Genomic DNA, 25,339 nt, shown 5'->3' with positions numbered 1-25,339 from the left:
TTAGCGGTCCACGTCGGCCATAACGAAGTCGATACTACCCAGGTACGCAATCAAGTCCGCGACCATGCTGCCTTTGATCACCGAAGGGATCTGTTGCAGATGCGGGAAGCTCGGAGTACGAATCCGGGTACGGTAGCTCATGGTGCCGCCGTCGCTCGTCAGGTAATAACTGTTGATGCCCTTGGTCGCTTCGATCATCTGGAAGGATTCGTTGGCCGGCATCACCGGGCCCCACGAAACCTGCAGGAAGTGCGTGATCAGGGTTTCGATGTGCTGCAGCGTGCGCTCTTTCGGCGGCGGCGTGGTCAGCGGGTGATCCGCCTTGTACGGGCCTTCCGGCATGTTGCGCATGCACTGATCGATGATCTTGATGCTCTGGCGCATCTCTTCGACGCGGACCATGCAGCGGTCGTAGGCATCGCCGTTGGCCGCCAGCGGTACTTCGAACTCGAAGTTCTCATAGCCCGAGTACGGGCGCGCTTTACGCAGGTCGAAGTCGCAGCCGGTCGAACGCAGGCCGGCACCGGTGACACCCCATTCCAGGGCTTCTTTGGTGTTGTACTGGGCGACGCCGATGGTACGGCCCTTGAGAATGCTGTTCTGCAGGGCAGCCTTGGTGTATTCGTCGAGGCGTTTTGGCAGCCATTCAACGAAGTCTTTCACCAGTTTTTCCCAGCCGCGCGGCAGGTCGTGGGCAACGCCACCGATGCGGTACCAGGCCGGGTGCAGACGGAAACCGGTAATGGCTTCAATCACCGTGTACGCCTTCTGGCGGTCGGTGAAGGTGAAGAACACCGGAGTCATGGCGCCGACGTCCTGGATGTAAGTCCCCAGGAACAGCAGGTGGCTGGTGATCCGGAAGAACTCGGCCATCATGATGCGGATGACGTCGACCTTCTCAGGCACCTTGATGCCGGCCAGCTTCTCGACCGAGAGCACGTAGGGCAGGTTGTTCATCACGCCGCCGAGGTAATCGATACGGTCGGTGTACGGAATGAAACTGTGCCACGACTGACGCTCGGCCATCTTCTCGGCACCACGGTGGTGGTAACCGATGTCCGGGACGCAGTCGACGATTTCTTCACCGTCCAGCTGCAGAATGATGCGGAACGCACCGTGTGCAGAAGGGTGGTTCGGGCCGAGGTTGAGGAACATGTAGTCCTCGTTGGCACCGGAACGCTTCATGCCCCAGTCTTCGGGACGGAAGCGCGCGGCTTCTTCCTCAAGCTGTTGCTTGGCGAGGTTGAGGCTGTACGGATCGAATTCGGTAGCGCGCGCCGGGAAGTCCTTGCGCAGCGGATGACCTTCCCAGGTCGGCGGCATCATGATGCGCGACAGGTGCGGGTGGCCTTTGAAGTCGATGCCGTACATGTCCCAGACTTCACGCTCGTACCAGTTGGCGTTCGGCCAGATGCTGGTGACAGTCGGCAAGCTGAGGTCGCACTCGGACAAGGCGACTTTGATCATCACGTCACTATTACGCTCAAGCGACATGAGGTGATAGAACACGGTGAAGTCGGCGCCGTTCGGCAGCCCTTGACGCTTGGTGCGCAGACGCTCGTCCACGCCGTGCAGGTCATAGAGCATGACGTAAGGCTTGGGCAGGTTGCGCAGGAAAGTCAGGACTTCAACGAGCCTGGCGCGCGCAACCCACAGCACCGGCATGCCGGTGCGGGTCGACTGAGCGGTGAACGCCTCGGCGCCAAAACGGTTGTTCAATTCAACGACCACATCCTGGTCGTCTGCCTTGTAAGGCGGGATGTACAGAGCACTGCCTGTAGTCATGGTTATTTTTTCGCTTTCGGTCAACGTAAAGAATGAAGCCAGCTTCTCGTTTCTTTTGTAAGAACAGATCTGGATCAGACTTCGTCAGGGCTGCGCAGGTTGGTGACTGCGATTCGCTGTTCGCGGCGCTGTTCCTTCTGCGAAGGCATGTCGGCGCGGTAAACGCCTTGATCACCAACGACCCAGGAAAGCGGACGACGCTCCTGTCCAATCGATTCCTGCAACAGCATCAAGCCTTGCAGAAATGCTTCCGGACGGGGCGGGCAGCCAGGTACGTAGACGTCCACGGGCAGGAACTTGTCCACCCCTTGAACCACAGAGTAGATGTCGTACATGCCACCGGAGTTAGCGCACGACCCCATGGAGATAACCCACTTCGGCTCGAGCATCTGCTCATAGAGACGCTGGATGATCGGCGCCATCTTGATGAAGCAGGTGCCGGCGATAACCATGAAGTCGGCCTGACGCGGCGATGCCCGGATCACTTCGGCGCCAAAGCGCGCGATGTCGTGGGGCGCCGTGAAGGCGGTGGTCATTTCCACGTAGCAGCACGACAAGCCGAAGTTGTACGGCCACAGGGAGTTCTTGCGTCCCCAGTTGACCGCGCCACTCAGCACGTCTTCCAGCTTGCCCATGAAAATGTTTTTGTGGACTTGATCTTCTAACGGATCGGAAACGGTTTCCCGTTCGCCAATCGGATACTGCTCGTTAGGAGCATCGGGGTCGATCCTGGTGAGATTGTATTGCATTGCCAAAGCCTCATTGTTTCAGCTTCGCCTGCCGCTTGCGACGAGCTTCCGGAGCCCAGTCAAGGGCGCCCACTCGGAACAGGTAGACAAGACCTGCCAACAGAATTGCTATGAAAACGAGAGCTTCGACGAATCCGGTCCAGCCGCTTTCGCGGACGGACACAGACCATGCAAAGAGAAAGAGGGCTTCGATATCGAAGATCACGAAGAGCATCGCGACCAGATAGAATTTGGCTGAGAGCCGCAAGCGGGCGCCACCGGTAGGTAGCATGCCGGACTCGAACGGTTCGTTTTTGCTGCGACCCCAGGCTTTTGACCCGAGGAGGCTGGAGACGCCAAGCATGAAGGCACACAGGCCGACGACACCCAGAAGGAAAATGGCAAAGCCCCAGTTGTGGGCCATGAGTCCTGTCGCTTCGGGCATGCTGGTAATCCTTAACAGAGAGCAAAGGTCTCTGAGCTTGATAAAGAAATAGGCAGTGACGATATGTCGCAGCAATCAATCGCGCTGATTTTATGGCTAAACACCCTGCAAGTAAAATTCCTATAGCGAAATTATTTATTGGAATAAGGACATAGCGCATCTCCAATGCCCTGCAGCCCATGCGTTGCGGGCATTAGCCGGGTTTATGCAAATAATGTTTTGTAGAGAATGTAACGAACATAGTTGCTGCTAAATGATAATTGATATCGTTTGGAGTGGTTTTGTAACTGTTTAGCGGGTGAGGTATTGGGAAGTTGTCTTACTTGCCCATTACTGCAAGTAGCGAAGGCGCCCGTTTTAGCAGATTTTTCTGACGGTTGTACCGCTCTGGATCAATGTTTCGTCTCGCGGGCTGACGAAGAAACCAGTGGGAGTGAGCCTGCTCGCGAAAGCGGTGGATCAGTCAGCGCATGTGCAAGCTGATAAAACGCTTTCGCGAGCAGGCTCGCTCCCACAAGGGGATTGTGGAGTCTTTGAGAGTTCTACAGACAAAAAAACGCCCCGAACCAGTCGGGGCGTCAGTTTTGCGGCTTTGCGGTTAGCTTTCTATACGATCTGCAAAGGCCGTTTGCTCAGCGAAGCCGAATCAGTGGAACTGTTCTTCTTCAGTCGAACCGGTCAGTGCGGTTACCGAAGACGAGCCACCTTGAATCACAGTGGTCATGTCGTCGAAGTAGCCGGTGCCCACTTCCTGCTGGTGAGCCACGAAGGTGTAACCCTTGGCGGCGTCAGCGAATTCCTGCTCCTGCAGCTTCACGTAGGCCGTCATGTCGTTGCGGGCGTAGTCGTGCGCCAGGTTGAACATGCTGTGCCACATGTTGTGAATGCCGGCCAGGGTGATGAACTGGTGCTTGTAACCCATGGCAGACAGTTCGCGCTGGAACTTGGCGATGGTCGCGTCGTCCAGGTTTTTCTTCCAGTTGAAGGAAGGCGAGCAGTTGTACGACAGCAGTTGGTCCGGGTATTCCTTTTTGATCGCTTCGGCGAAGCGACGGGCTTCTTCCAGATCCGGCTTGGCGGTTTCGCACCAGATCAGGTCGGCGTATGGCGCGTAAGCCAGGCCGCGGGCAATCGCTTGATCCAGGCCGGCACGTACCTTGTAGAAGCCTTCCTGAGTGCGCTCGCCGGTCACGAACGGCTGGTCGTATGGGTCGCAATCGGAAGTCAGCAGGTCCGCAGCGTTGGCGTCGGTACGGGCCAGGATGATGGTCGGAGTTCCAGCAACGTCGGCAGCCAGACGCGCAGCGGTCAGCTTCTGCACGGCTTCTTGCGTTGGAACCAGTACTTTACCGCCCATGTGGCCGCATTTTTTCACGGAAGCCAGTTGGTCTTCGAAGTGAACGCCGGCGGCGCCTGCTTCGATCATGCTCTTCATCAGCTCGTAAGCGTTCAATACGCCGCCGAAACCGGCTTCAGCGTCAGCCACGATTGGTGCGAAGTAGTCGATGTAGCCTTCGTCGCCCGGGTTCTTGCCGGCTTTCCACTGGATCTGGTCAGCACGACGGAACGAGTTGTTGATGCGCTTGACCACGGTTGGAACCGAATCCACCGGGTACAGCGACTGGTCTGGGTACATGGATTCTGCGGAGTTGTTGTCCGCAGCCACCTGCCAGCCCGACAGGTAGATCGCCTGGATGCCGGCTTTAACCTGCTGAACAGCCTGGCCGCCGGTCAGGGCGCCCATGCAGTTGACGAAATCTTTCTCAGGACGGAAGGAAGGCTTGGCACCCTGGGTGACCAGGTTCCACAGCTTCTCGGCGCCCATTTTTGCGAAGGTGTGCTCAGGCTGAACCGAGCCACGCAGACGGACGACGTCAGCAGCGGAGTAAGTGCGTGTCACGCCTTTCCAGCGCGGGTTTTCAGCCCAGTCTTTTTCGAGGGCTGCAATTTGCTGTTCGCGTGTCAGTGCCATGGAGATAAACCTCGTCGCGTCTTTTATGAAAAGTTGTTCTGCGGTGGAAAATTCCTGCGCTCGCTGACCAGAAGCTTAGGTGGTCAAGTCGGATTCGGCGGGGTAGGCGACGGGATGAACGATGGGCTCGAGGGGAAGTGAGCAGGTAGTGGCGGACTGCGGGCGCATTCGGGCGTCGTGGGCCTTTATACGGTTTACAGTGTGAAGCCGGGTTACCTAATTACGCTTCCGTCCCTCGGGACAACTTCGTTCCAGTCGGCAACCTCGTCAAACACGCCTTGTGGGCGGTACAGACACGAAGCGGTTCGCGGGGTAGGTGCGAACGTCGCTTCGAAGGCCCTTGCCAGGGCCTCTGATTAGCGGGAGCGAGGCCATCATGCCTTCGCTTTTTTGCCTCGTCAAACGTTTTGTAGTGCTTTTTTTGTGGCACTACATCTTTCGTCTAATACGACTAATCAGTCAGTTTTTGGTGCTTTAGTCCAACGTATCGACTTTTACCCGCAAGGTCATGTCATCCCGGCCTTGAGTCGAGTAGCTGCGGGCCAGGCCCTGTTTATCGGCCTGGGTCTGGCTGTTGATGCCGGCGAGGGTGATCCATTCGCCGAGGCGCCCGCTGACGGTTGTGTCGGTGCTTTGCACGTTCACTACATCGGGACGCTCCTGGCTCATGCGGTCACGGTTGGTGCTGATCGCCAGGTGAACGATGTCGCCGGTGACGCTGGCGGTGACGTAGAAACCCTGAGTGACGTTGCGGTATTGGGTCTGGCTGTTGTACCCGCCGTAGGAATCGCTCTGCACATTGGTGATCGGCACGCTTTGCCCGACCTGGATCAAAGCCGGCGCGCCTTCGCTGGCCTGAATCTGCTGCACGCCGCCATTACGGCTGGTGGTGCTGCGACTGATGATGCGCGTCTGGTTGGGTTGTGCGCCGTTGACCGAATAGCCTTCATCGCCACGGCCATTGTTTTCGTTGGTGTCGACGGTGATCAGCAGGCGTTTGGGCGCGGTGTCGAGTTGGGTGATCAGCGCCTTGAGTTCCTGAATCTTGTCCGGTTCGGCCTTGATGATCAGTTGATTGCCATAGGCGCTGACCTGACCGTCCTTGCCGAGGAAGTCTTGCGCCATCGGCAGCATGTCAGTGCTGGTGCGGTAATTGAGAGGCACGATTTCTGTGGCTGCCATCACCGAAAAACTGCAGCCGAGCAGCAGGGTGGTGAGCAGGGTGCGTAGGGACATGTCCGTTATCTCCGCTTTCGAAAGGCTTGATATTGCCAGTTTGTCGGCCTCGGGTGGGGCAAGTTGAATCGTAGACAGCAAAACGCCCCGGCATCCGAAAATGGCGGGGCGTTTTGTGGTGTGCTGGCGGGCCTCTTCGCGAGCAGGCTCGCTCCCACACTAGATCTCCAGCGGACACAAATTGTGCGTCAGGCACAGATCCCTTGTGGGGGCGGGCTTGCTCGCGAAGGCTGCGCCACGGTCTTATGCCGAGTGGCGAACCATGTCGACATGCGGAATCCCGGCTTCAAGGAATTCCTCGCTGACCAGGCTGAAGCCCAAGCGCTCATAAAACGCTGTGGCCTGCACCTGCGCGCTGAGCATCTGCTGTTTCAGGCCGCGCGTTTCCGCTTCGGCAATGACCGCTTGCATCAGTGCATCTCCGACCTTCATCCCGCGCCAGTCTTTCAGCACCGAAACGCGGCCGATGTGCCCGTCGGGCAGCAGGCGCGCAGTGCCAATCGGAAAGTCGCCTTCAAACGCCAGGAAATGCACGGCGGTTGCGTCGTCCGCGTCCCACTCCAGCTCGGGTGGCACCGATTGCTCGGCAATGAACACCGTTTCACGAATGCGCCGGATCTCGGCGATGTCCTTCTGCCAGTCTGCGACACGAACGCGAATTTTATTCATCGGCGAACCCCAGGCTACCTTGCTTGACCAGCTCGCACAGCAGGCCGCGACCGTCTTCGTCGTTCAGCCACTCACCGAGGTTGTCGGTGTGCAGGGCGTCAGCGGCGCAGATCAGCTTCAGCAGTTCGCGCAGTTTGCCCGGCAGGTAACGGCTCTGGCCGCTGGCGAACAGCAGCAGATCGTCATCGACTTCCGACCAGGCCAGGCGCGCGCTCGGATTGCGGATCAGCACGGCGCCGTCCTGCAGAGCGCTGAGGAAGTCTTCCTCTTCGACGTCTTCCGGGCCAACCACCAGCTCTGGATAGCGTGGCTCGGTCATGTACTGACCGAACCAGGTCAGCAGCAGGCGTTCGTCGCTCATGTGCTCGGCGAGCAGGCTTTTCAGGCGATCCAGCGCATCGTGTTGAATCTGATGCGGGTCAGTGGCTGGCTGCGCGTCTGCATCGGTGTAGCGCTCTTCATCGGTCAGGAACTGGCTGAGGAAGTCGGTGAAGTGGGTCAGCACTTCGGAAGCACTTGGCGCGCGGAAGCCGACCGAGTAGGTCATGCAGTTGTCGACGGCCACGCCGCAATGGGCCAGGCGCGGCGGCAGGTAGAGCATGTCGCCCGGTTCCAGCACCCACTCTTCGGTCTCGTGGAATTCAGCGAGGATGCGCAGGTCCGCGTGTTGCAGCAGCGGGCTCTCGGAGTCGCACATCTGGCCGATTTTCCAGTTGCGCTTGCCGTGGCCTTGCAGCAGGAACACGTCGTAGTTGTCGAAGTGCGGGCCAACGCTGCCACCTGGGGCGGCGAAGCTGATCATCACATCGTCGACGCGCCAGCTCGGCAGGAAACGGAAGTTTTCCAGCAGTTCGCTGACTTCCGGAACGAACTGGTCAACGGCTTGCACCAGCAGCGTCCATTCTTTTTCCGGGAGTTTGCTGAACTCGTCTTCAGCGAACGGGCCGCGACGCAGTTCCCATGGGCGCTCGCCGTGCTCGATCACCAGGCGCGATTCGACTTCTTCTTCCAGGGCCAGGCCGGCCAGTTCGTCGGCGTCGATCGGGCTTTCGAAGTCAGGAATCGCCTGACGGATCAGCAGTGGCTTTTTCTGCCAGTAGTCGCGCAGGAATTCGCGTGCTGTGAGGCCGCCCAGAAGTTGAAGAGGAATATCGGAATTCATATGTAACCTATTGAAAAAAAGCACTTTTCAGACGGGAATAAAAACGCCCGGCGCGGCCGGGCGTCTCAAACGGGTCAAGCGGTCGATCAGATGCGTTTGGCTTGCGCTACAGCGTTGCCGATGTAGTTGGCCGGAGTCAGTTGCTTGAGCTCGGCTTTCGCGTCGGCAGGCATGTCCAGGCCGTCGATGAAAGTCTGCAACGCTTCAGGGCTGATGCCCTTGCCGCGGGTCAGTTCTTTCAGCTTCTCGTAGGGGTTTTCGATGTTGTAGCGGCGCATCACGGTCTGGATCGGCTCAGCCAGCACTTCCCAGCAAGCGTCGAGGTCAGCGGCAATCTTCTGCTCGTTGAGCTCCAGTTTGCTGATGCCTTTGAGGCTGGCTTCGTAGGCGATCACGCTGTGGGCGAAGCCGACACCGAGGTTGCGCAGGACGGTGGAGTCGGTCAGGTCGCGCTGCCAGCGGGAGATTGGCAGTTTGCTCGCCAGGTGCTGGAACAGCGCGTTGGCGATACCCAGGTTGCCTTCGGAGTTTTCGAAGTCGATCGGGTTGACCTTGTGCGGCATGGTCGACGAACCGATTTCGCCGGCGATGGTGCGCTGCTTGAAGTAGCCCAGGGAGATGTAGCCCCAGATGTCACGGTCGAAGTCGATCAGGATGGTGTTGAAGCGTGCAATCGCGTCGAACAGTTCGGCAATGTAGTCGTGCGGCTCGATCTGCGTGGTGTACGGGTTGAAGCCCAGGCCCAGCTCGTCTTCGATGAAGGCGCGGGCGTTGGCTTCCCAGTCGATCTGCGGGTAGGCCGACAGGTGAGCGTTGTAGTTGCCGACAGCGCCGTTGATCTTGCCCAGCAGCGGCACGGCGGCGACCTGAGCGATCTGACGCTCGAGGCGGTACACCACGTTCGCCAGCTCTTTACCCAGAGTGGTCGGGGAGGCCGGTTGGCCGTGGGTGCGCGACAGCATCGGTACGTCAGCGAAACGGATGGCCAGTTCGCGGATGGCGTTGGCGGTCTGGCGCATCAGCGGCAGCATCACGTCGTCACGGCCTTCGCGCAGCATCAGGGCGTGGGACAGGTTGTTGATGTCTTCGCTGGTGCAGGCAAAGTGGATGAACTCGCTGACCTTGGCCAGCTCCGGCAACTTGGCCGCCTGCTCTTTGAGCAGGTATTCAATCGCTTTGACGTCGTGGTTGGTGGTGCGCTCGATCTCTTTGACGCGCTCGGCATGCTCCAGCGAGAAGTTTTCAGCCAGTTCATTGAGAACGGCGTTGGCCTCGGCGGAGAAGGCTGGCACTTCCGGGATGCCAGCGTGGGCGGCCAGGCGCTGGAGCCAGCGCACTTCAACCAGAACGCGGGCACGGATCAGGCCGTACTCGCTGAAAATCGGGCGCAGGGCCTGGGTTTTGCCGGCGTAGCGGCCGTCAACAGGGGAAACCGCAGTGAGCGAAGAAAGCTGCATGGGGTGTTCTCGGACAGTCGGGCAACGAAATGGGGCGCGTATCATACATGAAAAAATCCGCCGGTCCGTTGCCAACTGACCGGCGTATTACGCGTTACAGACTACAAAGCTTTTATTGCGCGGCGTTTACTCGCTGCGCATCAACGGATACAGCTCTTTGAGCAGCTTGCGCCGGCTGATCACCAGCTGCCAGCGATGGCCGCCGAGCTGTCGCCACAGGCGTGCTGAACGAATGCCGGCAAGCAACAGGGCGCGAATTTTCGAGGCGTTGCTCGGTTGCTGCAGGTTGCGCATGTCGCCATGCACCTGAATACGTTGGCGCAACGTGCTCAGGGTGTCCTGATACAGCGCGCCGCAAGCGGCCACCACGTTTTCGTGGGCCGGGCCGAAATGTTCGACCTGCGACTGAATCTGCGGCAGACGCTTGCCGATCGTGTCGAGCATGTCGTCGCGCTTGGCCAATTGACGTTCCAGGCCGAGCATCGACAGGGCATAACGCAGCGGTTCGCGTTGCAGGGTGCTCGGGTCGCGTTCGAGGGCGCCGATCAATGCTCGGTAACCTTCGCGCAGGTTGAGGTCGTCACCGCCGTAAACGTCCAGCGTGTCCTTCGGGTCACGTACCAGCAAACTGCCGAGCATGCAGGTCAGGCCGGCCTCGCTGGTCTGGCCGGTCTTGGCGATCCGGTCGACCAGTACAGCGGCGAGAAACACGCCGCCGAGCGCCGTCAGTTGCTCCTGAGTCGGGCTCATGCCTGGCCGCTCCACGGCTCGGCGACTTCGATCACGCCGCCACCGAGGCAGATTTCACCGTCGTAGAACACCACGGACTGGCCCGGCGTCACCGCGCGTTGCGGCTCGTCGAACACGGCTCGGTAGCCGGTCGCGGTTTTTTCCAGGGTACAAGCCTGATCGCTCTGGCGGTAACGCACCTTGGCGGTCAGGCGCAGCGGCTGGCTCAGGTCGATCGGGTTGACCCAATAGATTTCCGAGGCGAGCAGGGCGCCGGAGAACAGCCACGGATGGTTGTTGCCCTGGCCGACGATCAGTTCGTTGGTGTCCAGATCCTTGCGCAGCACGTACCAAGGCTCATCGCCGGCATCTTTCAGGCCGCCAATGCCGAGGCCCTGACGCTGACCGATGGTGTGATACATCAAGCCATGGTGACGGCCGATGACTTCGCCTTCGGTGGTCTTGATCTCGCCCGGTTGCGCCGGCAGGTATTGTTTGAGGAAGTCGCTGAAGCGACGCTCGCCGATAAAGCAGATTCCGGTGGAATCCTTCTTCTTGGCGGTCGCCAGCTCGTATTTCTCGGCAATCGCACGGACTTCCGGCTTTTCCAGTTCGCCGACCGGGAACAGGGTCTTGGCGATCTGCTCACCGCCGACGGCGTGCAGGAAGTAGCTCTGATCCTTGTTCGGATCGAGGCCTTTGAGCAATTCGGTGCGGCCATCGAGGTCACGGCGGCGCACATAGTGACCGGTGGCAATCAGGTCGGCGCCGAGCATCATGGCGTAGTCGAGGAACGCCTTGAACTTGATCTCGCGGTTGCACAGGATGTCCGGGTTCGGCGTGCGACCGGCCTTGTACTCGGCCAGAAAGTGCTCGAACACGTTGTCCCAGTACTCGGCGGCAAAGTTGGCGGTGTGCAGCTTGATACCGATCTTGTCGCAGACAGCCTGGGCATCCGCCAGGTCGTCCATGGCGGTGCAGTATTCCGTTCCGTCGTCTTCTTCCCAGTTCTTCATGAACAGGCCTTCCACTTCATAACCCTGCTCGATCAGCAGGAGAGCGGAAACGGAAGAGTCCACGCCGCCGGACATGCCGACAATGACGCGCTTCTTGGATGTGTCAGAAGGGGCTGGATCAGGCATAGGGATTCAATGAGTGTCTTGAAAAAGGACGCGATTCTAGCAGGCTCGCGGCCTCAAGGCTAAAGAGAAGGGCGGATCAGTTCGAGGCTGAAGTGATGACCGGCCAGATAATCGTCGATGCAGCGGATGATCAGCTCGCTGCGCCAGTTGTCGCGGTGAGTCATTAATTCGTCGCGGGTCAGCCACTTGGCGCCGACGATGCCGTCGTCGAGTTGATAATCGGGGTGGTGTTGCACGGCTTTGGCGCTGAAGCACACGCGTTGGTAGGTCACGCCGTTGCTGGGTGCGGTGTACAGGTAAATGCCGATCACGCCGGTGGGTTCGACGTCCCAGCCGGTTTCTTCGAGGGTTTCGCGCACGGCGGCATCGATCAGGGTTTCATTTGGGTCGAGATGGCCGGCGGGCTGGTTGAGTACGTTACGCCCGCCTTTGTGCTCTTCAACCATCAGGAAGCGACCGTTGTCCTCGACGATGGTGGCGACGGTGATGTGGGGGAGCCACTCCATAAAACCTTCCTCAATCTATTGGTTGAAACCCAATCCCTTGTGGGAGCGGGCTTGCTCGCGAAAGCGGTTTGTCATTCAAAATCTTTATTGGCTGAACCGACGCATTCGCGAGCAAGCCCGCTCCCACATTGGTTTGTATTTCACAGATAAATGGGTGCAAACGCCACAAAAACAAACCCCGGCACTCGGCCGGGGTTTGTTTACCGCGCTACAACCTTAAACCAGCGCAGCAATCGCCGCGTTGAGGGTTGCGCTTGGGCGCATGGCCTTGCTGATCAGCTCGGCATTGGCGTGGTAGTAACCGCCGATGTCGACTGGCTTGCCCTGAACGGCGTTGAGCTCGGCAACGATGGTTGCTTCGTTCTCGGTCAGAGTCTTGGCCAGGGTCGCGAACTGCGCTTGCAGTGCAGCGTCTTCAGTCTGGGCAGCCAGGGCCTGAGCCCAGTACATCGCCAGGTAGAAGTGGCTGCCACGGTTGTCGATGTTGCCGACTTTGCGCGATGGCGACTTGTTGTTGTCGAGGAACTGGCCAGTGGCCTGATCCAGGGTCTTGGACAGAACCAGGGCTTTCGGGTTGTTGTAGTTCACACCCAGATGCTCAAGGGACGCTGCCAGTGCGAGGAACTCGCCCAGCGAATCCCAGCGCAGGAAGTTCTCTTCAACCAGTTGCTGCACGTGCTTCGGAGCCGAACCGCCGGCGCCGGTTTCGAACAGGCCACCGCCGTTCATCAGCGGGACGATCGACAGCATCTTGGCGCTGGTGCCCAGTTCCATGATCGGGAACAGGTCGGTCAGGTAGTCGCGCAATACGTTGCCGGTCACCGAAATGGTGTCGAGGCCGGAGCGGGTGCGCTGCAGGGTGTACTTCATCGCGTCGACCGGTGCCATGATCTGGATGTCCAGGCCCGCAGTGTCGTGATCCTTCAGGTAAGCCTGAACTTTCTCGATCACCACGCCGTCGTGAGCGCGCATCGGGTCGAGCCAGAAGATCGCCGGCGTGCTGCTGGCGCGAGCACGGTTGACGGCCAGTTTGACCCAGTCCTGGATCGGCGCGTCTTTGGTCTGGCACATGCGGAAGATGTCACCGGCTTCAACAGCCTGTTCCATCAGCAGGTTGCCCTTGCTGTCGGTGACGCGAACCACGCCGTCAGCCTTGATCTGGAAGGTCTTGTCGTGCGAGCCGTACTCTTCGGCTTTCTTCGCCATCAGGCCAACGTTTGGCACGCTGCCCATGGTGGTCGGATCGAACGCGCCATTGGCTTTGCAGTCTTCGATCACGGCCTGATAGATGGTCGCGTAGCAACGATCCGGGATCACGGCCTTGGTGTCGTGCAGTTGACCGTCGGTGCCCCACATCTTGCCGGAGTCACGGATCATTGCCGGCATCGAGGCGTCGACGATCACGTCGCTCGGCACGTGCAGGTTGGTGATGCCTTTGTCGGAGTTGACCATCGCCAGCGACGGACGAACGGCGTAGACCGCCGCCATGTCGGCTTCGATCTGCGCTTGCTGCTCAGCCGGCAGGGCCTTGATGCGCGCGTACAGATCGCCGATGCCGTTGTTCAGGTTGAAGCCGATCTCGGCCAGCACGTCAGCGTGCTTGGTCAGGGCGTCTTTATAGAACTCGGCAACGATCTGGCCGAACATGATCGGGTCGGAGACCTTCATCATGGTTGCTTTCAGGTGCACCGAGAGCAGCACGCCTTGAGCCTTGGCGCTTTCGATTTCAGCAGCGATGAACGCACGCAGGGCGTTTTTGCTCATCACGGCGCAGTCGAGGATCTCGCCGGCCTGAACGGTGGTTTTTTCTTTCAGAACGGTCGCGGTGCCGTCTTTGGCGATCAGCTCGATCTTCACGGCGTCAGCGGCGTCGATCAGGGCAGCTTTTTCGCTGCCGTAGAAATCGCCGGTGCTCATGTGAGCGACGTGGGACTTGGAGTCTTTGGCCCAGGCGCCCATTTTGTGCGGGTGCTTGCGTGCGTAGTTCTTCACCGACAGCGGTGCGCGACGGTCGGAGTTGCCTTCACGCAGGACCGGGTTCACGGCGCTGCCCTTGACCTTGTCGTAACGCGCCTTGGCGTCTTTGTCGGCGTCGCTGGTCACGGTCTCCGGGTAGTCCGGCAGGTTGTAACCCTGCGCCTGCAGCTCTTTGATCGCCGCTTGCAGTTGTGGCACCGAAGCACTGATGTTCGGCAGTTTGATGATGTTGGCTTCAGGCGTAACGGCCAGGTCGCCCAGTTCGGCGAGGTGGTCGGCTACGGCTTTGTCGCCCAGTTGCTCGGGGAAGCTGGCCAGAATGCGCGCTGCAAGAGAGATATCGCGGGTTTCCACGGCGATATCGGCCGAGGCGGTGTAAGCCTCGATGATCGGCAGCAGGGAATAGGTGGCGAGGGCTGGAGCTTCGTCGGTGAAGGTATAGATGATCTTCGAGCGGGTGGGCATATTCGGATTAACTCTCTCTTCTTTGCTAAAGCGTGCGCAGAAACTCGAGGGGCGCCGGGTAAGCGCGTTCGTTCAAAGTCATCCATGAACCGAATGTCGAGATTCTTCGCGGTGATGTTGGGTGCATCAGTAGAGCGTCAAGCAGTCAGGCTGCGGTAACAACCCGACCAATCAGGCGGAAAGTCTCGTGCTAGAGAGGCCAGCCGTCGTGACCCTGTGGTCAGCGGGCGGCATTATACATAGGTAGCTGGCAATCTGCCGATGGTTCATATGCAACGTTTCTCGTCCATTGGTCTAAAGGTCGCAGGGCGGGGTGGGGCGTAGAGTCGTCGCGAATGCTTGAGTTTGGCGCTTTTCCCTTTGCTTTCAGGGTTGTACGAAACGAGATGTGGCCGCGCCACGAACAGAGGGTTTGCGTGTTGATTTAACTGGGTTACGCTCGAACCAAGCCAGATGTTCAATCCAAACAATGGAGTTCAGCATGGGTTACAAGAAGATTCAGGTTCCAGCCGTCGGCGACAAAATCACCGTCAATGCAGACCATTCTCTCAATGTTCCTGATAACCCGATCATCCCCTTCATCGAAGGTGACGGCATTGGTGTCGACATCAGTCCGGTGATGATCAAGGTTGTCGATGCTGCAGTTCAAAAGGCATACGGCGGCAAGCGCAAGATTTCCTGGATGGAAGTCTACGCCGGGGAAAAAGCCACTCAGGTTTACGATCAGGACACCTGGCTGCCTCAGGAAACCCTCGACGCAGTCAAGGATTACGTGGTTTCCATCAAAGGCCCGCTCACGACACCGGTCGGTGGCGGCATCCGCTCGCTGAACGTGGCCCTGCGTCAGCAACTCGACCTCTACGTCTGCCTGCGCCCGGTGCGCTGGTTCGAAGGCGTGCCAAGCCCGGTGAAAAAGCCTGGCGACGTCGACATGACCATCTTCCGCGAGAACTCCGAAGACATCTATGCCGGTATCGAGTGGAAGGCCGGTTCGCCGGAAGCCACCAAGGTCATCAAGTTCCTTAAAGAAGAAATGGGTGTCACCAAAATCCGTTTCGACGAAAACTGCGGCATCGGCGTCAAGCCGGTTTCCCGCGAAGGTACCAAGCGTCTGGCGCGCAAGGCCCTGCAATATGTGGTCGACAATGACCGCGATTCGCTGACCATCGTGCACAAAGGCAACATCATGAAGTTCACCGAAGGCGCCTTCAAAGAGTGGGCCTACGAAGTGGCCGCCGAAGAATTCGGTGCGACCCTGCTCGATGGCGGCCCGTGGATGCAGTTCAAGAACCCGAAAACCGGCAAGAACGTTGTGGTTAAAGATGCTATCGCCGACGCCATGCTCCAGCAGATTCTGCTGCGCCCGGCGGAATACGATGTGATCGCGACCCTGAACCTCAACGGCGACTACCTCTCCGACGCCTTGGCGGCAGAGGTCGGCGGTATCGGTATTGCGCCGGGTGCGAACCTGTCCGACACCGTGGCGATGTTCGAAGCCACTCACGGCACCGCGCCGAAATACGCTGGCAAGGACCAGGTCAATCCGGGTTCGCTGATTCTCTCGGCCGAGATGATGCTGCGCCACATGGGCTGGACCGAAGCGGCGGATCTGATCATCAAGGGCACTAACGGCGCCATCGGTGCCAAGACCGTGACTTATGACTTCGAGCGTCTGATGGAGGGAGCGAAGCTGGTTTCGTCGTCGGGCTTCGGGGATGCGTTGATTTCGCACATGTAAAAACGCGGGCACACAAAAACCGCCTGACTCTTCATTGAGTCAGGCGGTTTTTATTGTCTGGATTATTCAGGTGAAGTCAGTCATTTCACGCTTTGGCCGTAGCAGCCGTAGCAGCCGTAGCAGCAGCGGCACTGGATGGTTCGGTGGTGACAGACTGGATGTCGACGGCATGCAGCCCCTTGGGGCCTTGAATAATACTGAAAGCCACCGCTTGTCCGGCCTTGAGGGTTTTGTACCCCTCCATCCTGATCTGAGAAAAATGAGCAAAGAAGTCGATCTCTTTCCCATCCTCATCTCGGCCTTCGCGGGCATCGGTATTGATGAAGCCGAATCCCTTGGCATTGTTGAACCATTTCACCTTGCCGACAGCCATGCTCAAATCCCTCTGCAACAGACTCCATCGCTGGAGTATCATCCAATTCATCCGCAATCTTATTCGTGAAAAGAATTGACTCCGCGGATCTTTTTTACCCACTGTGGGCTCTATTGGTTGTAACACCGTTTTCCCGATAGTCAAGGTGACCGGGCAGTCGGAGTTGAAAAGGTGCACAGCCGCCCCCACCACTGTATTTGCACAACTGACGAACCTTTCTTTCCATGCATGCAATCAGCCAGATTCGACTAACATTCAATCAGGATCGCCCGACTTTCCAAAAGGATCACCCGGAGGAACACGACGACGATTCGGCGGGCGTTGCGGTTCAGGAAGCAAAGCCTGCATTACAGGCGCCGCCGATGTACAAGGTGGTTTTGTTCAATGATGACTACACACCGATGGATTTCGTCGTCGAAGTGCTCGAGGTGTTTTTTAACCTGAATCGCGAGCTGGCGACCAAGGTCATGCTGGCCGTCCATACAGAAGGACGGGCAGTATGTGGAGTGTTTACCCGCGACATCGCCGAGACAAAGGCCATGCAGGTCAACCAGTACGCCAGGGAAAGCCAGCATCCGCTACTCTGTGAAATCGAGAAGGACGGTTAATCGCCGACCACTTGGGTATGAGGTGAAGCTATGTTAAACCGCGAGCTCGAAGTCACCCTCAATCTTGCCTTCAAGGAGGCTCGTTCGAAGCGTCATGAATTCATGACCGTCGAACACCTGCTGCTGGCGCTATTGGACAATGAGGCTGCCGCCACCGTTTTGCGCGCCTGCGGCGCAAACCTCGACAAACTCAAGCATGACCTGCAGGAGTTCATCGACTCCACCACGCCTTTGATCCCCGTCCACGACGAAGATCGCGAAACCCAGCCAACCCTGGGCTTCCAGCGTGTATTGCAGCGTGCTGTTTTCCACGTACAGAGCTCGGGCAAACGCGAAGTGACTGGCGCCAACGTGCTGGTTGCAATCTTCAGTGAGCAAGAGAGTCAGGCAGTGTTCCTGCTGAAACAGCAGAGCGTTGCGCGCATCGATGTCGTCAACTACATCGCTCATGGCATTTCCAAGGTGCCGGGGCATGGCGATCACTCTGAAGGTGAGCAAGATATGCAGGACGACGAGGGCGGTGAGTCTTCTTCTTCAGGCAATCCTCTGGATGCTTATGCCAGCAACCTCAACGAACTCGCACGCCAGGGTCGCATCGATCCGCTGGTGGGGCGCGAGTCCGAAGTCGAGCGTGTCGCGCAGATTCTTGCGCGCCGTCGCAAAAACAATCCGCTGTTGGTGGGTGAGGCAGGCGTGGGTAAAACTGCGATTGCCGAAGGCCTGGCCAAGCGCATTGTCGACAATCAGGTGCCGGATCTTTTGGCCAACAGCGTCGTTTATTCCCTCGATCTCGGTGCTCTGCTCGCGGGCACCAAGTATCGCGGTGATTTCGAGAAACGCTTCAAGGCGCTGCTCAATGAATTGAAAAAGCGCCCGCAGGCGATCCTGTTCATCGATGAGATCCACACCATTATCGGTGCCGGCGCTGCGTCGGGCGGGGTCATGGACGCGTCGAATCTGCTCAAGCCGCTGCTGTCTTCTGGCGACATTCGCTGCATCGGGTCGACCACGTTCCAGGAGTTTCGCGGCATCTTCGAGAAGGATCGTGCCTTGGCACGTCGTTTCCAGAAGGTCGATGTCGTCGAGCCATCGGTGGAAGACACCATCGGCATTCTGCGTGGTCTGAAAGGGCGTTTCGAGCAACACCACAGCATCGAATACAGCGATGAATCGTTGCGCGCCGCTGCTGAACTGGCCTCGCGCTACATCAATGACCGGCACATGCCGGACAAGGCCATCGACGTGATCGACGAGGCGGGCGCCTATCAGCGTCTGCAGCCTGTGGAGATGCGTGTCAAACGCATCGAAGTGCCGCAGGTTGAAGACATCGTGGCAAAAATTGCACGAATTCCGCCGAAGCACGTCACCAGCTCCGACAAAGAGTTGCTGCGTAACCTTGAGCGTGACCTGAAGCTGACGGTGTTTGGTCAGGACGCGGCGATCGATTCGCTGTCGACTGCGATCAAACTGTCCCGTGCCGGCCTCAAGTCGCCTGACAAGCCAGTCGGTTCGTTCCTGTTCGCAGGTCCGACCGGTGTGGGTAAAACCGAGGCTGCGCGGCAACTGGCCAAGGCGTTGGGGATCGAGCTGGTTCGCTTCGATATGTCCGAGTACATGGAGCGCCACACCGTATCGCGTCTGATCGGTGCGCCTCCAGGCTATGTCGGCTTTGATCAGGGCGGTCTGTTGACCGAGGCGATTACCAAGCAGCCGCATTGCGTATTGCTCCTTGATGAGATCGAGAAGGCGCATCCTGAAGTCTTCAACCTGCTGTTGCAGGTAATGGACCACGGTACGCTGACCGACAATAACGGGCGCAAGGCTGACTTCCGCAACGTGATCGTCATCATGACGACCAACGCCGGGGCCGAAACAGCGGCGCGTGCTTCGATCGGCTTCACTCATCAGGACCATTCGTCCGATGCGATGGAAGTGATCAAGAAGAGCTTCACGCCGGAATTCCGTAACCGTCTGGACACCATTATCCAGTTTGGTCGCCTCAGCCATGAGGTCATCAAAAGTGTGGTGGACAAGTTCCTTACCGAACTTCAGGCGCAGCTGGAAGACAAGCGAGTATTGCTGGAGGTAACCGACGCGGCGCGCAGTTGGCTCGCGGCGGGTGGTTACGACTCGGCGATGGGTGCACGTCCGATGGCACGGTTGATTCAGGACAAGATCAAGCGTCCGTTGGCAGAGGAGATTCTGTTTGGCGAGCTGGCCGAGCATGGCGGTGTGGTGCACATCGACATCAAGGATGGCGAGTTGACGTTTGACTTCGAGACCACGGCTGAGATGGCCTGACGGCTTGATGTTGATTCGAAAGGCGCCTTCGGGCGCCTTTTTGTTGCCTGATGTTTTTGGGTTTTGTGTGTATATCCGTTGCTGCGGTAAGGGTGGACCTGTCCCGTGACAACGGATGGCCCGCTCGCTGGGGCTCGGGGTTCCTTCGTTTCGATGTCGCCCGTGGATCAAGATCAAGAGCAGGCGAGCCCTTTCCCGAGGAAGAGGGGGCCGATTTGTGGGCTTTTCAAAATTTGCGTTCAGCGCGGTATCGCACGTCTGCGTACCTCATCCAGACACCTCGGTCAGTCCCCTCTCCCTCGGGGAGTGGGTTCGGGTGAGGGGCTTTTGACCTGGCTTTTGATCTTTTGCCCCATCGGCAGGCCGAGCGGAGGTGTTCATCAAGGGGGGGGGAGGCGACGCCCCCAAACCCAAAACCCCAAAACGCAGATACAAAAACGCCCGGCACAAACCGGGCGTCTTGTATTAACTTGATTAACGAGCGCGGTAAGTAATGCGCCCTTTGCTCAAGTCATAGGGCGTCAGCTCGACGCGCACTTTGTCACCGGTAAGAATACGAATGTAGTTCTTGCGCATCTTGCCGGAAATATGCGCGGTTACGACGTGCCCATTTTCCAACTCCACACGAAACATGGTGTTGGGCAGGGTGTCGACGACAGTGCCTTCCATTTCGAAGCTGTCTTCTTTCGACATGCAGTAAAGCCCTCGGTATCCAATGAATGGCCCGGTGCAACTGCGCCAGGCAAAAGCGGCGTGCATTGTGCCCGAAAAATGGGGTTTACGCCAAGGGGTTTAGGGCTCGGGTTTAGTTCAAGACGACCCAGCGCTGATTAATCAGCAGTTCGATGGGGCGATATTGGGTCTTGTAGTTCATCTTTTTGCAGTTCTTGATCCAGTATCCGAGGTACACCGCCTCAAGCCCAAGGCGCTGGCTCTCGGAGATTTGCCACAAAATCGCGAAGCGTCCCAGGCTGCGGCGCTCTTGCGCCGGCTCGTAGAACGTATAAACCGCTGACAAGCCATTAGGCAGCAAATCGGTCACGGCCACAGCCAGCAACCGTCCGTCGAGGCGGAACTCGTAAAAGCGTGAGAAGGGCAGGTCACGCACCAGAAACGTCGAAAATTGATCGCGGCTCGGCGGGTACATGTCGCCGTCGGCGTGACGCTGTTCGATGTAGCGCTGGTACAGATCGAAATATTCTTCGCTGAATTGAGGCTTGGTCGGACGCACCTGCAAATCGGCGTTGCGCTTGAAAATGCGCTTCTGCTGACGATTGGGGGTGAACTGCGCCACCGGAATGCGCGCAGGCACGCACGCATTGCAGTTCTGGCAATGTGGCCGATACAGATGATCGCCACTGCGACGAAAGCCCATTTCCGACAGGTCTGCGTAGACATGCACATCCATGGGCTGACTCGGGTCGAGAAACAGAGTCGTGGCCTGTTCCTCAGGCAGATAACTGCAAGAGTGAGGCTGAGTGGCATAGAACTTCAAACGCGCCAACTCGGTCATGATCAACCCTCGGGATAAGCTGGTGAATTAAGTGTAAGCCACGCGCGCAAAAGTCGCTCAGCAAACCCAGGTGGCGCGATTGGGTTGATCCAGGTGCCGGGCCAGATAATCGGCGAATTGCTGACGAGGAATCGCCCGGGCGCCGAGGCTGTGCAGGTGATCGGTTGGCATCTGGCAGTCGATCAGCACAAATCCCGATTCTTTCAGGTGACGCACCAGGGTGGCAAAGCCGAATTTCGAGGCGTTGTCGGCGCGACTGAACATCGACTCGCCAAAAAACAGCTGGCCCATCGCCAGACCATACAGGCCGCCGACCAGTTCGCCTTGGTCCCAGACTTCCACCGAATGGGCGAAGCCGCGTCGATGCAACTCCACATAGGCGTCCTGCATGGCTTCGGTGATCCAGGTGCCGTCGGCGTAATCCCGTGGTGCGGCGCAGGCACGGATCACCGCATCGAAATCCTGATCGAAGGTCACTTGATAGCGTTCTTTGCGCAACAGTTTGCCGAGACTGCGTGACACATGCAGTTCGTCGGGAAACAGCACGGTGCGGGGGTCCGGTGACCACCAGAGAATCGGCTGCCCCTCGGAGAACCATGGAAAGCAGCCATGACGATAAGCCTGGATCAGGCGATCGGCGGACAGGTCGCCACCTGCGGCAAGCAGTCCGTTGGGGTCGCGCATGGCCTTTTCCAGTGGTGGAAAAGTCAGTGAATTACGTTGTAACCAAGTCAGCATGGCATCCAGGCTTGCAGAAGGGGAGGGCAGTGCGGGCGGTTTGGCCCACGCTAAAGTGTGCCGTCAAATGACAGGAATGTCGTCCAGATACTTCTCGGCATCCAGTGCAGCCATGCAACCGGCCCCGGCGGAGGTCACCGCTTGGCGGTAAACGTGGTCGGCCACATCACCCGCTGCGAAGACTCCGGGAATGTCCGTGGCAGTGGCATCGCCGTCGCTGCCGCCCTTGACCTTCAGGTAGCCGTCACGCATTGGCAACTGGCCGCTAAACAGGTCGGTGTTGGGTTTATGGCCGATGGCGATGAACACGCCGGCCAGCGGCAGCTCGCGGGTTTCCCCGGTATGGCTGTCACGCAGGCGCGCACCGGTCACGCCGCTGGTATCGCCCAGCACTTCGTCAAGGTTCTGGTTCCAGTGCAGGCGCACATTGCCGTTGGCGGCTTTTTCGAAGAGTTTGTCCTGAAGGATTTTCTCCGAGCGCAATTTGTCGCGACGATGGATCAGGTGCACTTCCTTGGCGATGTTCGACAAGTACAGCGCTTCCTCCACCGCCGTATTGCCGCCGCCGACCACGGCGACCACCTGGTTGCGATAGAAAAAGCCATCACAGGTCGCGCACGCGGAAACACCTTTGCCGGCGAAGGCTTCTTCCGAGGGCAGGCCCAGGTATTGCGCCGAGGCGCCAGTGGCAATGATCAGCGCATCACACGTGTAGGTGCCGCTGTCGCCGATGAGCTCGAAGGGGCGTTGCTGCAACTTGGCGGTGTGGATGTGGTCGTAAACGATCTCTGTAGCAAAGCGTTCGGCGTGTTTCTGCATGCGCTCCATGAGGGCCGGGCCAGTGAGGCCTTCGACGTCGCCGGGCCAGTTGTCGACTTCGACCGTGGTGGTGAGCTGGCCACCGGCCTGCAGCCCGGTGATGACCACGGGTTTGAGGTTGGCGCGGGCGGCATACACGGCGGCGCTGTAACCGGCCGGGCCGGAGCCGAGAATGATCAGGCGTGAATGCTTCGTTGCGTTCATCAAATACACCTCATAAGCCTTTGTCACAAAAGGTAATGCATGCTCAAATTGAGTCGCAGGTTCTGTACGCCTGACTATGCTCAACAGCGGGGTTGGAAGCATGGCATCGCACGCACAAACCCGTACAATGCCGGCTGTTACAGAATATTCGCGGCGCGCCATGTTTATAAAAAGCGCGGTGCAGTGTTAAAAGTAGTCCCGGTTGTGCCCGTTCACTTTTTTACCTGCCTGGATTGGGCAGTTTTTATCGTCATTCAATAGATGGACGCGCCTCTGGCGCAGGAAAAGAAGCGTTTTGAAGAAATCCACCGAAGCACCAAAAACAGTCGTCCCGCTCTGGCGCCAACAGTTGCACTACCGGCTCAAGGAAGGTGCATTGATCGCCATCGGCGCCTTGTGCCTGTTCCTGATGATGGCCTTGCTGACCTACGGCAAGGACGATCCGGGCTGGAGTCACAACAGCAAAATCGACGACGTACAGAATTTCGGCGGCCCGGCGGGCTCTTACAGCGCCGATATCCTGTTCATGGTGCTTGGTTACTTCGCCTACATCTTTCCGATACTGCTGGCGGTCAAGGCGTACCAGATCTTTCGTCAACGCCACGAACCGTGGCAATGGAGCGGCTGGCTGTTCTCCTGGCGCCTGATCGGCCTGGTGTTTCTGGTGCTTTCCGGTGCAGCGCTGGCGCATTTGCATTTTCAGGGCACGTCCGGTCTGCCGGCCGGGGCTGGCGGCGCCCTGGGCGAAAGCCTCGGTAATCTGGCGAAGACTGCACTGAACATTCAGGGCAGCACGCTGCTGTTCATCGCGTTGTTCCTGTTCGGCCTGACGGTGTTCACTGACCTGTCGTGGTTCAAGGTGATGGACCTCACCGGCAAGATCACCCTCGACCTCTTCGAACTGTTCCAGGGCGCGCTCAACCGTTGGTGGTCGGCGCGCACCGAGCGCAAGCAACTGGTGGCGCAACTGCGTGAAGTGGATGACCGCGTGCACGATGTGGTCGCACCGACGGTGTCGGACAAGCGCGAACAGGCCAAAGTCAAAGAACGCCTGATCGAACGTGAGCAAGCGCTGAGCAAGCACATGTCCGACCGCGAGAAGCAGGTGCCACCGGTTATCGCCCCGGCACCGGCCAAAGCGCCTGAGCCAAGCAAGCGCGTGCAGAAAGAGAAACAGGCGCCGTTGTTCGTCGACAGCGCCGTGGAAGGCACCTTGCCACCGATCTCGATCCTCGATCCCGCGGAAAAGAAGCAACTCAATTACTCGCCCGAATCCCTGGCAGCGGTCGGCCATTTGCTGGAGATCAAGCTCAAGGAGTTCGGCGTCGAGGTCACGGTGGATTCGATCCATCCAGGCCCGGTCATCACCCGTTACGAAATCCAGCCGGCTGCTGGCGTCAAGGTCAGCCGTATCGCCAACCTCGCCAAAGACCTTGCGCGTTCGCTGGCCGTGACCAGCGTGCGGGTGGTCGAAGTGATTCCGGGCAAGACCACCGTCGGTATCGAAATTCCTAACGAAGACCGGCAGATCGTGCGTTTCTCCGAAGTGCTGTCGACGCCTGAATACGACAACTTCAAATCGCCGGTCACCCTGGCGCTGGGCCATGACATCGGCGGCAAACCGGTGATCACCGACCTGGCGAAGATGCCGCACTTGCTGGTGGCCGGTACGACCGGTTCCGGTAAGTCGGTGGGCGTGAACGCGATGATCCTCTCGATTCTGTTCAAGTCCGGCCCGGAAGACGCCAAGCTGATCATGATCGACCCGAAGATGCTGGAACTGTCCATCTACGAAGGCATTCCGCACCTGTTGTGCCCGGTCGTCACCGACATGAAGGACGCCGCCAACGCCTTGCGCTGGAGCGTTGCCGAGATGGAGCGCCGCTACAAGCTGATGGCGAAAATGGGCGTGCGCAACCTGTCCGGCTTCAACGCCAAGGTCAAGGAAGCCCAGGACGCCGGCGAGCCGTTGAGCGATCCGCTGTACAAGCGTGAAAGCATCCACGACGAAGCGCCGCTGTTGCAGAAGCTGCCGACCATCGTCGTCGTCGTCGACGAATTCGCCGACATGATGATGATCGTCGGCAAGAAGGTTGAAGAACTGATTGCCCGTATCGCCCAGAAGGCCCGTGCGGCGGGGATTCACTTGATTCTCGCGACCCAGCGGCCATCCGTGGACGTGATCACCGGTCTGATCAAGGCCAACATTCCGACGCGTATGGCGTTCCAGGTGTCGAGCAAGATCGACTCGCGAACCATCATCGACCAGGGCGGCGCCGAACAACTGCTGGGGCACGGTGACATGCTGTATATGCCACCGGGCACCAGTCTGCCGATCCGGGTCCATGGCGCGTTCGTTTCCGACGATGAAGTCCACCGTGTGGTGGAAGCGTGGAAGCTGCGTGGCGCACCGGAATACAACGATGACATCCTCAACGGTGTCGAAGAGGCGGGCAGTGGCTTTGAAGGCAGCAGCGGTGGCGGCGATGGTGATGATCCGGAAGCCGACGCGCTGTACGACGAAGCCGTGCAGTTCGTCCTCGAAAGCCGTCGCGCCTCGATTTCTGCGGTACAGCGCAAGCTGAAAATCGGCTACAACCGTGCCGCACGGATGATTGAAGCCATGGAAATGGCCGGCGTCGTCACCTCGATGAACACCAACGGTTCCCGTGAAGTCCTGGCTCCTGGCCCGGTTCGCGACTGATCCAGCAACCCCGAATCAGCCCTGCAAGGATGGCGCAATGACGCGCCGTCCCCTTCAAACGAATATTC

At 58.7% G+C, this 25,339-nt stretch carries 21 protein-coding genes; 4 read left to right on the top strand and 17 right to left on the bottom strand.

Going from position 1 to position 25,339, the window contains the following annotated elements; all coding sequences use genetic code 11:
• The 12 genes from nuoC to AACY19_RS01750 all read right to left on the bottom strand — a co-directional run bounded on the left by nuoC (position 1) and on the right by AACY19_RS01750 (position 14,273).
• Positions 1-1,785 (bottom strand): NADH-quinone oxidoreductase subunit C/D, encoded by a 1,785-nt coding sequence (gene nuoC, locus AACY19_RS01805; RefSeq protein ID WP_339447357.1) that lies wholly within the window; start codon positions 1,783-1,785, stop codon positions 1-3.
• 74 nt (positions 1,786-1,859) lie between these two features.
• On the bottom strand, positions 1,860-2,534 hold the full coding sequence (locus AACY19_RS01800; RefSeq protein ID WP_003223809.1) for a NuoB/complex I 20 kDa subunit family protein: 675 nt from the start codon (positions 2,532-2,534) through the stop codon (positions 1,860-1,862).
• Positions 2,535-2,544: 10 nt separating this feature from the next.
• Positions 2,545-2,958, bottom strand: coding sequence for an NADH-quinone oxidoreductase subunit A (locus AACY19_RS01795; RefSeq protein WP_003223812.1), 414 nt, complete (start codon positions 2,956-2,958; stop codon positions 2,545-2,547).
• Between the two features lie 646 nt (positions 2,959-3,604).
• On the bottom strand, positions 3,605-4,930 hold the full coding sequence (gene aceA, locus AACY19_RS01790) for an isocitrate lyase (protein WP_003223815.1): 1,326 nt from the start codon (positions 4,928-4,930) through the stop codon (positions 3,605-3,607).
• A 474-nt stretch (positions 4,931-5,404) separates the two neighbouring features.
• Complete coding sequence (locus AACY19_RS01785) at positions 5,405-6,166, bottom strand: secretin N-terminal domain-containing protein (RefSeq protein ID WP_339447354.1); 762 nt, start codon at positions 6,164-6,166, stop codon at positions 5,405-5,407.
• Between the two features lie 243 nt (positions 6,167-6,409).
• Entirely contained in the window at positions 6,410-6,835 is a 426-nt protein-coding gene (locus AACY19_RS01780) for a GNAT family N-acetyltransferase (protein WP_339447352.1), read from the bottom strand.
• Positions 6,828-7,997 (bottom strand): ribosomal protein uL16 3-hydroxylase, encoded by a 1,170-nt coding sequence (locus tag AACY19_RS01775; protein ID WP_339447350.1) that lies wholly within the window; start codon positions 7,995-7,997, stop codon positions 6,828-6,830. Before AACY19_RS01775 ends, AACY19_RS01780 begins: the two co-directional genes overlap by 8 nt.
• Positions 7,998-8,083: 86 nt before the next feature.
• Positions 8,084-9,454: an adenylosuccinate lyase gene (purB, locus tag AACY19_RS01770; protein WP_339447348.1), complete on the bottom strand. Its 1,371-nt coding sequence runs from the start codon at positions 9,452-9,454 to the stop codon at positions 8,084-8,086.
• A gap of 126 nt (positions 9,455-9,580) precedes the next feature.
• Complete coding sequence (hflD, locus tag AACY19_RS01765; protein WP_007920199.1) at positions 9,581-10,204, bottom strand: high frequency lysogenization protein HflD; 624 nt, start codon at positions 10,202-10,204, stop codon at positions 9,581-9,583.
• Positions 10,201-11,325, bottom strand: a complete 1,125-nt coding sequence (gene mnmA, locus AACY19_RS01760; protein ID WP_339447346.1) for a tRNA 2-thiouridine(34) synthase MnmA — start codon at positions 11,323-11,325, stop codon at positions 10,201-10,203. The genes hflD and mnmA overlap by 4 nt, the downstream gene beginning before the upstream one ends.
• A gap of 59 nt (positions 11,326-11,384) precedes the next feature.
• Positions 11,385-11,831 (bottom strand): NUDIX hydrolase, encoded by a 447-nt coding sequence (locus tag AACY19_RS01755; protein WP_339447344.1) that lies wholly within the window; start codon positions 11,829-11,831, stop codon positions 11,385-11,387.
• Positions 11,832-12,047: 216 nt separating this feature from the next.
• On the bottom strand, positions 12,048-14,273 hold the full coding sequence (locus AACY19_RS01750; protein WP_339447342.1) for an NADP-dependent isocitrate dehydrogenase: 2,226 nt from the start codon (positions 14,271-14,273) through the stop codon (positions 12,048-12,050).
• 481 nt (positions 14,274-14,754) lie between these two features.
• Between AACY19_RS01750 and icd the strand changes: the two genes are divergently transcribed.
• On the top strand, positions 14,755-16,011 hold the full coding sequence (icd, locus tag AACY19_RS01745; RefSeq protein ID WP_339447340.1) for an NADP-dependent isocitrate dehydrogenase: 1,257 nt from the start codon (positions 14,755-14,757) through the stop codon (positions 16,009-16,011).
• Positions 16,012-16,096: 85 nt separating this feature from the next.
• Here icd and AACY19_RS01740 read toward each other — a convergent pair whose 3' ends face one another.
• The gene (locus tag AACY19_RS01740; protein ID WP_339447338.1) at positions 16,097-16,384 is read right to left on the bottom strand and encodes a cold shock domain-containing protein; all 288 of its coding nucleotides are present in this window, start codon (positions 16,382-16,384) and stop codon (positions 16,097-16,099) included.
• A 224-nt stretch (positions 16,385-16,608) separates the two neighbouring features.
• On the opposite strand from AACY19_RS01740, the gene clpS reads away from it, so the two are divergent.
• Positions 16,609-16,992: an ATP-dependent Clp protease adapter ClpS gene (gene clpS / locus AACY19_RS01735; protein WP_236483710.1), complete on the top strand. Its 384-nt coding sequence runs from the start codon at positions 16,609-16,611 to the stop codon at positions 16,990-16,992.
• 30 nt (positions 16,993-17,022) lie between these two features.
• Positions 17,023-19,293, top strand: coding sequence for an ATP-dependent Clp protease ATP-binding subunit ClpA (gene clpA / locus AACY19_RS01730; RefSeq protein ID WP_339447331.1), 2,271 nt, complete (start codon positions 17,023-17,025; stop codon positions 19,291-19,293).
• Positions 19,294-19,767: 474 nt separating this feature from the next.
• Here clpA and infA read toward each other — a convergent pair whose 3' ends face one another.
• From infA to trxB, 4 genes are all read right to left on the bottom strand, one after another.
• Positions 19,768-19,986 carry a translation initiation factor IF-1 gene (infA, locus tag AACY19_RS01725; RefSeq protein ID WP_002553999.1) on the bottom strand — a complete coding sequence of 73 codons (219 nt, stop codon included), beginning with the start codon at positions 19,984-19,986 and terminating at the stop codon, positions 19,768-19,770.
• 112 nt (positions 19,987-20,098) lie between these two features.
• Complete coding sequence (locus AACY19_RS01720; protein ID WP_339447329.1) at positions 20,099-20,806, bottom strand: arginyltransferase; 708 nt, start codon at positions 20,804-20,806, stop codon at positions 20,099-20,101.
• Between the two features lie 57 nt (positions 20,807-20,863).
• On the bottom strand, positions 20,864-21,544 hold the full coding sequence (aat, locus tag AACY19_RS01715; RefSeq protein ID WP_339447327.1) for a leucyl/phenylalanyl-tRNA--protein transferase: 681 nt from the start codon (positions 21,542-21,544) through the stop codon (positions 20,864-20,866).
• A 63-nt stretch (positions 21,545-21,607) separates the two neighbouring features.
• The gene (trxB, locus tag AACY19_RS01710; RefSeq protein WP_339447325.1) at positions 21,608-22,567 is read right to left on the bottom strand and encodes a thioredoxin-disulfide reductase; all 960 of its coding nucleotides are present in this window, start codon (positions 22,565-22,567) and stop codon (positions 21,608-21,610) included.
• Between the two features lie 295 nt (positions 22,568-22,862).
• Between trxB and AACY19_RS01705 the strand changes: the two genes are divergently transcribed.
• Entirely contained in the window at positions 22,863-25,271 is a 2,409-nt protein-coding gene (locus AACY19_RS01705) for a DNA translocase FtsK (protein ID WP_339447324.1), read from the top strand.
• Positions 25,272-25,339: the final 68 nt, after the last annotated feature.

Origin of the sequence: Pseudomonas sp. EA_5y_Pfl2_R50, assembly GCF_963970475.1 — a bacterium.
Taxonomy (GTDB): Bacteria; Pseudomonadota; Gammaproteobacteria; order Pseudomonadales; family Pseudomonadaceae; genus Aquipseudomonas.
This window is presented reverse-complemented; position numbering and strand designations above follow the sequence as displayed.